Below are 12,598 nucleotides of genomic sequence, written 5' to 3' on the forward strand. Positions count from 1 at the left end.
ACGGAGAGCTCGCAATATTCGAAAGAAACACAGCCATGCCCGACCAGCCCGGCATGAAACGTCGGGCTAGCCGCCGAAGAGCTTCTTGCGTTGCGCGGTCCGCTCCCGGCGTAGATTCTCGTAGGCAGTTCGGCGTTTAGTCGCGTTTTTGATTAATTCCAGGACCTGGGCGATATCGCCGAGCAACTCCTCACGCGCGGGAAGCGGTAGTTGGCGCTCGCCTGGGGTGTCGTGGGCCTCGGTAGCTTCGCAGGCCCGCGCATACACTGCCAGCAACTGCTCCCACTCCTCTGCGGGGTGGCCAATGACAGCACCAAATGCTTCTACGCTCACCACATCGCTGAACGGCTGGACGGTATTGTTCAAAAAAACCTCGCGTATGGCGCGCTCGACAGTGCCTCGGAGGCTTGAGTATCCCGATGCGATTTGCCGCTCAAGCTCATCATCCGGGTCGCTGCCGACCGGAACGTTCAGCGCTTTCGCACGACTTTCGAGATCGGCCAGGCGGGCCTTGGTGTCCATCGTCGTCCACGTCAGCCCCTCGCTCACTAGTCCCGGCGACTCGTCCCAACCGATGGTCTTGTAGCTGGCCGAGCGATCAGCGCGCTGAAGCGCCATCGCGAGCTCGGTCAGGAACACCGCATCATGGGTGAACACCAGCACTTGGCGGGTCTCAGCCAGCGCTACCAAACGCCGAGCTATGGCCCGACGATATACGTGATCCAGCGACGTAGACGGATCGTCGAAAATAACGGTCGAAGTATGTGGCAGGGATTCGAGCTCGGCGAGGAACATAGCCATCCCCAACGCGCGCTGCTCGCCCTCTGACAGCACCTTGGAGGCTTTCGCCGTGATTTCCTGCAGGCGCAGCGTGACCTTGGTCACCCCCAGCTCTGTGCGCCCGCTCAGGTCGGGTTGCACCCGTCGCTTATAGCCCAGGGCTTTCAACTCAGCATTCATAGAAGCGGCCAGAGCCTCGGTCACATGCGTCGCCGCCAGGGACGTCAGTTTGCGTGACACTGCCGCTGGGTTGAGGGCGGCATGGCAGCGGCTCAATGTGGCATGGACCTGACTGTCCTGAACAAAGCGCTCCACCGCGCCAAGCTGGTTGGCGAGGCGTTGTCGGGCTTCTAGCTCTGCCAGTTCTTGGGTCAGCGCCAAGCGTAGAGCGGGATCGGCAGAGGTCCGCAGGGTATTGGCGTCGACTCGGAGCGAAGCAGCTTTGGCGGCGAAGAGACTATCGAGGTTTGCTTCGATAGGAAGCGGTTCTGACTCGGGGGACCAGTTTCCAGTTTGCAGGGCTTGGCTAACCCAAGTATGCCGGGCGGTCCAGACCGATGCCGCTGCGGTGATGGCAGCGTGTAGGTCGGGCAGTCGCTCCTCCACGTCAGCCCGTGTTGGCACATCCAGAACGTTTAGATCGACAGCCTGCACCTTCCCTAGAGCGTTCATGCGCGCAAGCGTGGCGGCTTGCGCATCCGCCGTGGCGCTGTCGGCGACAAATGCCGCGAAACGCCGCATGCGCTCCGAGGCATCCGTTGAATAAGGTTGCTGGCAGAGTACGCAGTAAGCGTCCGGTTCCAGGTGCGGGAAGGGATGTTCAGGGTATGCCGTCTGCTGAGAGAAAGCCTCAGCGGCTCGGTACATCGTTTGCCAGAGTTCAGCTCCTGTGCCTTCCAGCAGCGTGGCGGTGGGTGAGGACGTTACCGGCAACTCCATGGCGTTCAGTGTGTCTCGATCCTGAAGACGCGCTTGCGCCAGTTGCATGGCGAGATGCGCGGTTTTTTCCGTTGTAATCAGTTCCTTTGCCCGTGCTATGGCACGATCATTCACCCAGCGCTGGACTTCCTCGGCTCGACGCTGCGCCTGGTCCAAGCGTGTCGCCAAACGTTCCAAGGCCAGCGCCTGCGGCACAGGATCGCTTTCCAGTAATGTCCGCTTCAGAAACTCCAGTCGCCGGAGTTCATCGTCACCGACCGTCCCTAATCGAGCAAGCACGGCGCGGTCCGAGTCCCCACCTAATTTGGCGATGTAGCGGCCGACTTCGGTGTCACCCTTCAGCGGTTCGAATTGCCGGGTATCCAGAGCCAAGGCATTGCGTTCGGTCCCAATCCGTGCCTGTAAATCACGCTGAAGTAGGACCAGGCGCGTCAGATGAGTGAGTCCGTAGGGCTGAAATGCAGGGGTCCCTTCCGCGTCGATGTAGTCATTGGCACAGGCCGCGTCGTAGACCGAGACCGAACTCAAATGCAAATGGGCCGGCCCGTTCTGGACCCAACGTGCGGTTTCCGGAGTGCCATCCACCAAAATGGCGAAATCTGCTGATGGCAGTCTAGCTGGGGTTGCCGCCCCAAAAGCGTCGGGCAGGACCTCCACCCGATGCCGAGCGTTGCAGGCATTCTTGAAGACGCGGGCGTAGCCGGATTTGCCGGCGCCGTTATGACCAAAGAAAATGGTCATGCCCTCCGGTGCGAGGTCAAAGGCACGACCGGACGGGAAGCCGTTTACCTGGTCTAGCCCCGAGACACCCACCAACCGCACGGTTGCGCCACTTCCGGCGCCTGGTACGTCGTCCAGCGTGAATGGCCGTGCTCCCCCCGTGGTTGCGTCTTCCCGTTCTTGCTCGCGAACCATTCGCAGAATGGTCTCGATGTCATCTTGGGTTAGTTCGGCCCGGGCAAATATCCGGCGCAGTGCTTCCTGCTGCCAGGGTCTGAGTCCGCCGGCCCACCCAATAATCTCGTCCAACAATGGCATATCCGTCTCCTTTCCAGATCCGCCGATTAAAGGCCGCGCCCAGTTGGATGGCAAGTGGCCAGCGCCTTCGAGGTGCTTCGCCGTGTTCCGTTTGCCTGCCTTCCTGACCGCCACCCTAGTGGCTTGTCCGGTCGTGACGCTACACGGGCAGAATTTCTGCATGCTGGCCAGTATCAAGCCGCTCTAAAGTCCGCTACCGGAAAGCGCTGTTTAGCGGTGAGAGACGGGGAAAGTGCGGAAGCTACTACCGACGCAAGCGATGTGGTGAGCAGTCCTCAGGTATGTGCGAAATTGCACTCCTCTTGACCACCAATTTGGGTTGGCGTTGACCACGGATTGCGTTCAACTTGACCAGGGCGTGTCACTGTCACGACCGTCAGAGAACGGCCAAAAACGGACACCGCCAACCCGTTGGAAAAAAACTGAGCGTTGCTTTCCGTTAAGTTTGGTAGTTGCAAGCCCCGTTCAGGAAGAATTGCTCGATCAACGCCGCCATACCTGCGCGTGCGATACGGCCGCGGCGCTCGGCGTCTACCAGGCCGAAGATCAAGGAGGAGAAGATTTCGGTAAGCGCCGGGGCACCGATATCGATACGGAATACGCCCAGTTTTTGCCCGCGTAGAAAGAACTCGTCCAGCGTTTCTGAGTAAGGCAGCCATCGGCAGCCGCCTGCATCTAAATCAAACGTGTCCGGGCGCCACTGAAATGAGAGGAAAACCAACAACTCCCTGTGAGTCAAATGGCCTTCGATCAGGCGATGCAATGCGTCCAAGGGCGCCGACTCAAGATCGGCATCGGCAATGACCCGATAAATAACCACCGAACCATGATCCAGAAGCATCTCGATCAGGTTGTCGCGGGTGCCGCAAAACCTGTTTAGCGTCGCCTTGCTGACTCCCGCTGCCTGGGCTATTTCTTTGAACGTGGCTCGCGGGTGGTCAACGATGGCGATCGCCAGGGCCTTCAGCAATTTCTCATCGGCAGCAGTTAAATCCATCGGTCACTCTTTATCTATCGCAGGCAGATGCGGGTATTTTGCCTAGAACACTCATTTTTCTCAAAGAGGATACTAGCTTTGTTCACATCAAAATCAAATGAGTCAATATTGACTCATTTGATTTTGGTGTGCATTATGCGCGGCTTCGACTACGTACTGGCTTCGTGCTTGGGTGAGATATGAACAAATTTCGCGAGTGGATCACTTTTTCCGTGATCTCCTGTTTGGTCGCCGTGACCCTGGTTGGCTGCGACAAGCCCGAAGAGCAAGGGGAGGAGGCGCCGGCGCGTGAAGTCGATGTGCTCAGCGTGCAGACCGAGCCCTTCACCGTGGTTGCCGAGCTACCAGGACGCATCGAGCCGGTGCGTGTCGCCGAGGTGCGCGCGCGGGTGGCGGGGATCGTGCTCAAGCGCACCTTTGAGGAAGGGGCCGACGTGAAGGCCGGCGACGTGCTGTTCCAGATCGACCCTGCGCCGTTCAAAGCGGCCCTGTCGCGGGCGCAGGGTGAACTGGCCCGCGCCGAGGCGCAGTTGTTCCAGGCCCAGGCGATGGTTCGCCGATACGAGCCGCTGGTGAAGATCAACGCCGTCAGCCAGCAGGATTTCGACAACGCCAAGGCCGCTCTGCAGAGTGCCCAGGCCGACAAGCGATCGGCCCAGGCCAATGTCGAAACCGCCCGCCTGGACCTGGGCTATGCCGAGGTTCGCGCACCCATTGCCGGACGCATCGGCCGAGCCCAGGTCACCGAAGGGGCGCTGGTAGGCCAGGGTGAGGCGACTCTGCTAGCGCGTATCCAGCAACTTGATCCGGTGTACGCCGACTTCACCCAGCCGGCTGCCGACGCCCTGCGCCTGCGCGCGGCCATCGCCGAGGGCAAGGTTGCCGGCGCTAGCGACCAGCCGTTGTCGCTGCGCGTCGATGGTACCGATATCGAGAGCAAGGGCACGCTGCTGTTCACTGATATCTCGGTGGATCGCAGCACCGGGCAAATCGCCCTGCGAGGGCAGTTCGACAACCCCGAGGGCGTGTTGCTGCCGGGTATGTACGTGCGTGTGCGCACGCCGCAGGGGCTCAACCAGAACGCCATCCTGGTGCCGCAACGTGCCGTGCAGCGTTCGGCTGACGGCCAGGCCAGCGTGATGCTGCTGGGCGAGGGCGATACCGTCGAGGTGCGCCAGGTCACTACTGGCGCCATGCAAGGCTCGCGCTGGCAGATCAGCGAGGGCCTGCAGGCCGGCGACAAGGTGATCACCAGCTCGCTGGCGGCTATCCGTCCGGGCGCCAAGGTCATCCCACGCGAGCAAGGCGCCGCCGAAAAAGCTCCACAGTCCCAGGCCCAGTAAGCCGGAGAACCATTCATGCCCCTGTTTTTCATCCGACGCCCCAATTTTGCCTGGGTAGTCGCCCTGTTCATCTCGCTAGGTGGCCTGCTGGTCATTCCGTTCCTGCCGGTGGCACAGTACCCCAACGTGGCGCCGCCGCAGATTACCGTGACCGCCACCTATCCCGGCGCCTCGGCGCAGGTGCTGACCGACTCGGTGACCAGCGTCATCGAGGAAGAACTCAACGGCGCCAAGAACCTGCTGTACTTCGAGTCCACCAGCAACGCCAACGGCATAGCCGAGATCACCGTCACCTTCCAGCCGGGGACCGACCCCGAACTGGCCCAGGTCGACGTGCAGAACCGTCTGAAGAAGGCCGAGGCGCGCATGCCGCAGGCCGTGCTGACCCTCGGCATCCAGACCGAGCAGGCCACCGCCGGCTTCCTGCTGATCTATGCGCTGAGCTACACCGATGGCGACAAGGACTCCGATGTCACGGCGCTGGCCGACTACGCGGCGCGCAGTATCAACAACGAAATCCGCCGGGTACCCGGTGTCGGCAAACTGCAGTTCTTCGCCTCCGAGGCGGCCATGCGCGTGTGGATCGATCCGCAGAAGCTGGTTGGCTACGGCCTGTCCATTGATGACGTGAACAACGCCATCCGCGCGCAGAACGTGCAGGTGCCGGCCGGTGCCTTCGGCAGCACGCCGGGTTCCAGCGAGCAGGAGCTGACGGCGACCCTGGCGGTCAAGGGCACCCTGGACAACCCGCAGGAATTCGCCGCCATCGTGCTGCGTGCCAACCAGGACGGCTCGCGCCTGACCCTGGGCGACGTGGCACGCATCGAGGTCGGCAGCCAGGACTACAACTTCGGCTCGCGCCAGGACGGCAAGCCCGCCGTTGCCGCCGCCGTGCAGCTGTCGCCCGGTGCCAACGCGATCCAGACCGCCGAGGCGGTCAAGCAGCGTCTGACCGAGCTGTCGGCCAACTTCCCGGACAACGTCGAGTTCTCCGTGCCGTACGACACCTCGCGCTTCGTCGACGTGGCCATCGACAAGGTCATCATGACCCTCATCGAGGCCATGGTGCTGGTGTTCCTGGTGATGTTCCTGTTCCTGCAGAACGTGCGCTACACCCTGATCCCGTCCATCGTCGTGCCGGTGTGTCTGCTTGGTACCCTGACCTTCATGTACCTGCTGGGCTTCTCGGTGAACATGATGACCATGTTCGGCATGGTGCTGGCCATCGGCATCTTGGTGGACGACGCCATCGTGGTGGTGGAGAACGTCGAGCGGATCATGGCCGAGGAAGGCCTGGCGCCGGTGCCGGCGACCATCAAGGCGATGGGGCAGGTGTCCGGGGCGATCATCGGTATCACCCTGGTTCTGTCGGCGGTGTTCCTGCCGCTGGCCTTCATGGCGGGTTCGGTGGGGGTGATCTACCAGCAGTTCTCGCTGTCGCTGGCGGTGTCGATTCTGTTCTCGGGCTTTCTCGCGCTGACCTTCACCCCGGCGCTGTGCGCCACGCTGCTCAAGCCGATTCCTGTAGGCCATCACGAGAAGACTGGCTTCTTCGGCTGGTTCAACCGCAAGTTCACCAGCCTGACCAGCCGCTACACGAAGCTCAACGACAAGCTGGTGCCGCGAGCCGGGAGGGTGATGTTCATCTACCTGGGCGTGGTGGTGCTGATGGGCTTTCTCTACATGCGCCTGCCGGAATCCTTCGTGCCGGTGGAAGACCAGGGTTACATGATCGTCGACATCCAGCTGCCGCCCGGCGCCACCCGTGAGCGTACCTCGGCCGCTGGTGGAGAGCTGGAGTCATTTCTGATGGCCCGCGAGGCCGTGCAGACGACCTTCCTGGTGCTTGGCTTCAGCTTCTCCGGCATGGGCGAGAACGCGGCCATTGCCTTCCCGCTGCTCAAGGACTGGTCTGAGCGTGATTCTTCGCAGTCGCCGGAAGCCGAGTCGGTTGCGGTCAACGAGCACTTCGCCAACCTCGATGACGGCGCAATCATGTCGGTACCACCACCGCCGATTGAAGGCCTTGGTAACTCCGGTGGCTTCGCCCTGCGCCTGCAGGACCGCGCCGGTCTCGGCCGCGATGCCCTGTTGGCAGCGCGCGATGAAGTGCTGGGCAAGGTCAACGGCAATCCGAAGTTCCTCTACGCCATGATGGAAGGTCTGGCCGAGGCGCCGCAGCTGCGCCTGGTGATCGACCGTGAGCAGGCCCGCACGCTGGGTGTCAGCTTCGAAGCGATCAGCAGCGCGCTGTCCACTGCGTTCGGCTCGTCGGTGATCAACGACTTCGCCAACGCCGGCCGCCAGCAGCGCGTGGTGGTACAGGCCGAACAGGCCGAGCGCATGACGCCGGAAAGCGTCCTGCGCCTGCATGTGCCCAACGACAGCGGCAGCCTGGTACCGCTGAGTGCTTTCGTCACCACGAGCTGGGAGGAAGGCCCGGTGCAGGTCGCGCGTTACAACGGTTACCCGTCGATCCGCATTGCCGGTGACGCCGCGCCCGGCGTGAGCACTGGCGAGGCGATGCTCGAACTGGAGCGCATCGCTGCCGAGCTGCCCGAAGGTATCGGCTACGAGTGGACCGGGCTTTCGTATCAGGAGCGGGTCGCCAGCGGCCAGGCGACGATGCTGTTCGCGCTGGCCATCACCGTGGTGTTCCTGCTGCTGGTGGCGCTCTACGAGAGCTGGGCGATCCCGCTGACGGTGATGCTGATCGTGCCGGTCGGCGCACTCGGCGCGGTACTGGCGGTGACTGCCATCGGCCTGCCCAACGACGTGTACTTCAAGGTCGGCCTGATCACCGTGATCGGCCTGGCGGCGAAGAACGCCATTCTCATCGTCGAGTTCGCCAAGGACCTGTGGGAAGACGGCTACTCGCTGCGCGATGCCGCTGTCGAAGCCGCGCGCCTGCGTTTCCGCCCGATCATCATGACCTCCATGGCGTTCATGCTCGGCGTGGTGCCGCTGGCCATCGCCACTGGCGCCGGCGCTGCGAGCCAGCGCGCACTGGGCACCGGGGTGCTGGGCGGGATGCTCAGCGCGACCATGCTCGGGGTGATCTTCGTGCCGATCTTCTTCGTCTGGGTGCTGTCGCTGCTGCGCACCAAACCTCAGCAAACCGACAACCATCCCCTGCATAAAGCGGAGTAATGCGATGACCTCTCACTTCATGCTCCGTCGCGCTCTGCTGCCCCTGGCCATCGCCGCCCTGGCGGGGTGTTCGCTGGCCCCGACCTACGAGCGCCCGCAGGCACCGGTCGCGTCGCACTGGCAAGCCGCCGACGCGGAGGGCGCCCGTGCCCAGGCGCTGGACTGGCAGACCTTCATCGTCGATGCCGACTTGCGCCGCGCGGTGGATACGGCGCTGAGCAACAACCGCAGCCTGCGCCAGGCGCTGCTGGATATCGAAGCTGCGCGTGCCCAGTACCGCATCCAGCGTGCTGATCGCCTGCCTTCGATCAACGCCAATGCCAGCGGCAACCGCCAGCGCCTGCCTGCCGATCTGTCGCAGACCGGGCGCTCGGAAGTGACCAGCAACTATCAGGTCGGCCTCGGCCTCGCGGAGTACGAAGTCGACCTGTTCGGCCGCGTGCGCAACCTCTCCGAGGCCGCGCTGGAGACCTACCTGGCGACCGAGGAGGCGACCCGTGCCACGCAGATCAGCCTGGTTGCCGAGGTCATCCAGGCCTACCTGACCCGCGATGGTGCGCTACGCCGCATGGCCCTGGTCGAACAAACCCTGGACAGCCGCATGGCCTCGCTGGAGCTGGTCAGCCAGCGCCGTGCAGCGGGGGCCGCCACCGCCCTGGATTACCAGGAAGCGGTCGGCCTTGCCGAACAGGCTAGGGCCGAGCGCGAGAGCACCGAACGCCAGTTACGCCAGGCGGACAACGCCCTGGTCCTGTTGCTCGGCACGCCAGATGCCGCTCGCCTGCTGCCCGCGACGCCCCGCGACGACCTGATGGTGCTGCAGGACATCGCCCCCGGCACCAGCTCGGAACTGATCGAACGGCGCCCGGACATTCTCGCCAGCGAGCACCGCCTCAAGGCGCGCAATGCCGATATCGGTGCAGCTCGCGCCGCGTTCTTTCCCCGGATCAGCCTGACCGGTTCGGTGGGCAGCTCCAGTGCCGAGTTGTCCGGATTGTTCGATGGCGGCTCGCGGGCCTGGAGCTTTGCCCCGACGCTGTCGCTGCCGATCTTCGCCGGTGGCCGCAACCGCGCCAACCTGGACCTCGCCGAAGTGCGCCAGGACGCGGCGGTGGCCGACTACGAAGGCACCATCCAGACCGCCTTCCGCGAAGTGGCCGATGCCCTGGCCGCCACCGACACCCTGCGCCGCGAGGAGGCTGCCCGCCAGGCTCTGGCCGGTTCCAGCGAGGCTGCGATGGCCCTGGCTAAGGCGCGTTACGAGGGCGGCGTGGACGACTACCTGCGTTATCTTGACGCCCAGCGCAGCACCTTTAGCAACCAGACCACACTAATTCAAATCAGCACGGAACGGCAGATTGCGCTGGTTGACCTGTTCAGGTCTCTGGGCGGTGGCTGGGGCCAAACTGAACCGATGGCCGGGATCGGCGCTGAGTGAGCAAAGCCAGGAGTCCTGCATCCGAAGACCGGACTCTGGCTCCATCACCGGTGAGCTACTGGTCATCGACGGGGCAATCGTCTGATCGAGAATAAGACTGTCTGACGACTGGCAGGCCTATGGATTATTGGTGGCAGCAGCTAACGGCTCTATAAAGAGCTGCAAAAAATCACTGTAACGCATGATTGACTGACTGCTTCTGGCCGGTTTCTGCCTGTTGCGTCTCTGCTGCCCACTGGCCAAGTCGGATGCACGCGGTGGTCAGTACCAATGCAATTGACTGGTCAAATGGGTGCAATTGCGCAGGTATGGACTTCAAGCCCCAATTTCCTGGAAAAGAGGTTCTTTCTATGGACATCCGACATCAGAGATTGAGTAGCGGAATGTCTGAGCTGAAGTCATGTCCATGGCTGTTCTTCTTTCCTTTACATCGACGAGGCCTTTGCCGACCTGACAGGGATGCCTGGTGATCTTGAGCTCCTGGGCAGAAAGATCCGGGCCGAGGTCTACCGACGAACTGGCATACCTGTGGGTGTTGGAATCGCATCCACAAAGACCCTGGCCAAGCTGGTGAACCATGCTGCGAAACAATGGCAGAGCTACACTGGTGGTGTCGTCGATCTTCGGGACAAAACCAAGCGTGACTGGGTGCTCAAAAAATGCGATGCGTCCGATGTCTGGGGTATTGGTCGACGTATGTCGGCACACCTGGAGGCAATGGGTATCCGAACCGCGTGGGAGTTGGCGCACGCCGATGCCTGGGCGCTCAGGAAGAAATTCAGCGTCGTGATGGAAAAAACAGCTCGTGAACTCGCCGGCACTGCGTGCCTGGAACTCGATGATCCCAACCCGCCGAAGCAGGAAATTTGCTGCAGCAGGATGTTCGGCCAGCGCCTGACCGACCTCGCTCCCATCAAGGAAGCTGTCTCAACATACGCCTCACGTGCCGCTGAAAAACTTCGGGCCCAAGAGTCGCTGTGTAAGCGCATTCGAGTCAGCATCCGCACAGGTATGTACAACCCCGACGAGGCCAAGTACGCGAATGGTGTGCTTATTGAACTGCCGCACCTTACCGACGACACTCGTCTGCTCACCAAGGCTGCCCTGGATGGCGTAGAGCGTGTTTACCGTGAAGGCTTTCGATACAGCAAGGCGGAGGTGCTGTTGCTTGACCTGAGCCAGCGTGGGGAGATCACAGTTGACCTCTTCACAGCCTCACAGCCTGAGGCGAGTGAAAAACTCATGGGCGTCCTGGACACCGTGAATGCCCGGTGGGGACGCGGAACCATGAGGTTGGCCAGCGTGCCGGTCGACCCCTCCTGGGGCATGCGGCGCGAGATGATGAGTCAAAGCTTCACGACCAAAATGGACGAACTGTGGACGGTCTACTGTAAGTAGAAACGATCAGCGGAGAGGGACGGGGATGATCTATTTCTTCATCGAAGACACGAACGAGAGCGTGAAGATTGGCCGGGCCAAGAAGATAGAGCATCGAAGAAAAGCGCTTCAAACCGGCAATCCCAGGAAGCTCCACCTGTTGGGCTGGATCCACACTGAAGAAGGCGACGATGTCTCTCTGGAGAAGGCTCTCCACAAAGAGTTTTCAGAGCGGCGAGGCTCTGGCGAATGGTTCGATCTTGACCCTGCAGACGTTTTAACGGTCTTGGAACGGCATGGTATCAATGGCTTCGCAGGCCTATCGGGAAAATCGTTTGAGGTCATTGGCCATGACCGGGACGGAATCCCTGAATATCACGGGGTGTGGACGTGGGGGGATTTGGAGCATTACGAGTGCTGCCCATTCTGCGGCAGCATTCTGTGGAATGCATTATCAGGAAGCCTCCTCCATGTATCACTGCCTGAACTGTGATGAGCTCACGATTTTTGATTTTTTGCGACATCCAGAGGAGGAGTGAGCTCTTCGTTCCTGTACCGTTTTGCGTCCAAAAGAAAGCCCGCTGAGGGGCGGGCAAGGGAGCATCTATCACACGTAGGGATCACTGGAGTATCGGTCTGCTCATGTGAAAAGGACGTGCAGAGAACGTCAGCGAAATACAGGTACACGCCTGCTGATGAACTTTGATGGAGCTTTAGCTGAACATGCCGGCGATGATCCTTGCATCGAGGAGGGCATGGTGGGGCAGCTCTTGGCCGTCATTGATAGGCTTTAGCGTCGTCGCGTCTGTGGGTTGATTTCGGACATGCCGAGGCCAGCGCCCCTCATCATAGGCAAGTTCGCAAAACAGCGGCCAGTCGTAAACAGGGGCATCAGTGACGATCTCGACTTCTTCCTTGAACGTGGCCAGGAGGAGAGAAGTGCCACCCTGGCGTCGATGATGGGCAGTGAGTAGCTCCCACCCCAGAGTTGTGGCAGGACGATTTCCACGACGAAATCGCTGCAGTCTTCCATGTGCCATGAATCTGGCAACTCAGCGTAGAATTCGCTCCCGTCTTCAGCCACCAGGGCAAGTGAGATCAATTTCGCTGCCGGGGACAGCTGAGTGAATTCGCAATCTAGGAAGAGCTTCATGCAGAGATTTCCGTCCCATGAGTGGTAACCGTATCGACATTCGCCAAGAGGCCGCTCTGTGGAAGGCGGCTCTGGATCATTTTGGGCGAGATGAGCTGTATAAGATGGTCGTTGAACTGTGGCAAAAAGCGGGGCCACCTGCCAGGCCAACAGTCGAGTTTATCGACGAAGATGAGGTCGGGCCTGAGCTGATTAATTTGCTGAAAATTGCCCAGGTGGAGGTTGGTGGGGGTGTACCGTTCCGTGAGGACTTTCCGAAGCGGGTCACCCTGTACAGCCGGCACGCGCAACACCTAGTAGATGGCCTGCTAGAGAAGATGCCTGCCATCGAGCTGACGAGGACTATGCGAGCAGCGCGGCTGATCAACCAGTTGGGTATGTAG

The 12,598-nt window shown here is 61.3% G+C and carries 7 protein-coding genes and 2 pseudogenes; 6 read left to right on the top strand and 3 right to left on the bottom strand.

Annotated features, from left to right (window positions below):
• Positions 1 to 66: 66 nt before the first annotated feature.
• Positions 67 to 2,757 carry an AAA family ATPase gene (locus IMX18_RS07950; protein ID WP_058131653.1) on the bottom strand — a complete coding sequence of 897 codons (2,691 nt, stop codon included), beginning with the start codon at positions 2,755 to 2,757 and terminating at the stop codon, positions 67 to 69.
• A gap of 439 nt (positions 2,758 to 3,196) precedes the next feature.
• A complete protein-coding gene (locus tag IMX18_RS07955; RefSeq protein ID WP_003152690.1) occupies positions 3,197 to 3,754 on the bottom strand; it encodes a TetR/AcrR family transcriptional regulator in 558 nt (185 codons plus the stop codon).
• A 179-nt stretch (positions 3,755 to 3,933) separates the two neighbouring features.
• Here IMX18_RS07955 and IMX18_RS07960 point away from each other — a divergent pair, with 179 nt between their 5' ends.
• From IMX18_RS07960 to IMX18_RS07980, 5 genes and pseudogenes are all read left to right on the top strand, one after another.
• Positions 3,934 to 5,097: a multidrug efflux RND transporter periplasmic adaptor subunit TMexC3 gene (locus IMX18_RS07960; protein WP_034039546.1), complete on the top strand. Its 1,164-nt coding sequence runs from the start codon at positions 3,934 to 3,936 to the stop codon at positions 5,095 to 5,097.
• Between the two features lie 15 nt (positions 5,098 to 5,112).
• A complete protein-coding gene (locus tag IMX18_RS07965) occupies positions 5,113 to 8,247 on the top strand; it encodes a multidrug efflux RND transporter permease subunit TMexD3 (protein ID WP_034065037.1) in 3,135 nt (1,044 codons plus the stop codon).
• Positions 8,248 to 8,251: 4 nt separating this feature from the next.
• Positions 8,252 to 9,685: a multidrug efflux transporter outer membrane subunit TOprJ1 gene (locus IMX18_RS07970; RefSeq protein WP_003152694.1), complete on the top strand. Its 1,434-nt coding sequence runs from the start codon at positions 8,252 to 8,254 to the stop codon at positions 9,683 to 9,685.
• Between the two features lie 429 nt (positions 9,686 to 10,114).
• Positions 10,115 to 11,083, top strand: a pseudogene (locus IMX18_RS07975) (DinB/UmuC family translesion DNA polymerase); the annotation flags it as partial.
• A gap of 25 nt (positions 11,084 to 11,108) precedes the next feature.
• Positions 11,109 to 11,555: a GIY-YIG nuclease family protein gene (locus tag IMX18_RS07980; protein WP_225903924.1), complete on the top strand. Its 447-nt coding sequence runs from the start codon at positions 11,109 to 11,111 to the stop codon at positions 11,553 to 11,555.
• 220 nt (positions 11,556 to 11,775) lie between these two features.
• Here IMX18_RS07980 and IMX18_RS27965 read toward each other — a convergent pair.
• Positions 11,776 to 12,215, bottom strand: a pseudogene (locus IMX18_RS27965) (hypothetical protein).
• 17 nt (positions 12,216 to 12,232) lie between these two features.
• Here IMX18_RS27965 and IMX18_RS07985 point away from each other — a divergent pair.
• Positions 12,233 to 12,598, top strand: coding sequence for a hypothetical protein (locus tag IMX18_RS07985; protein WP_217191257.1), 366 nt, complete (start codon positions 12,233 to 12,235; stop codon positions 12,596 to 12,598).

The sequence above is a fragment of the Pseudomonas shirazica genome, assembly GCF_015168335.1.
Classification (GTDB): Bacteria; Pseudomonadota; Gammaproteobacteria; order Pseudomonadales; family Pseudomonadaceae; genus Aquipseudomonas; species Aquipseudomonas asiatica.

Coding starts and splice junctions, on each gene's coding strand:
- IMX18_RS07985 (WP_217191257.1), top strand. CDS start 12,233: ATGAGTGGTAACCGTATCGACATTCGCCAAGAGGCCGCTCTGTGGAAG.
- IMX18_RS07965 (WP_034065037.1), top strand. CDS start 5,113: ATGCCCCTGTTTTTCATCCGACGCCCCAATTTTGCCTGGGTAGTCGCC.
- IMX18_RS07950 (WP_058131653.1), bottom strand. CDS start 2,757: ATGCCATTGTTGGACGAGATTATTGGGTGGGCCGGCGGACTCAGACCC.
- IMX18_RS07955 (WP_003152690.1), bottom strand. CDS start 3,754: ATGGATTTAACTGCTGCCGATGAGAAATTGCTGAAGGCCCTGGCGATC.
- IMX18_RS07970 (WP_003152694.1), top strand. CDS start 8,252: ATGACCTCTCACTTCATGCTCCGTCGCGCTCTGCTGCCCCTGGCCATC.
- IMX18_RS07960 (WP_034039546.1), top strand. CDS start 3,934: ATGAACAAATTTCGCGAGTGGATCACTTTTTCCGTGATCTCCTGTTTG.
- IMX18_RS07980 (WP_225903924.1), top strand. CDS start 11,109: ATGATCTATTTCTTCATCGAAGACACGAACGAGAGCGTGAAGATTGGC.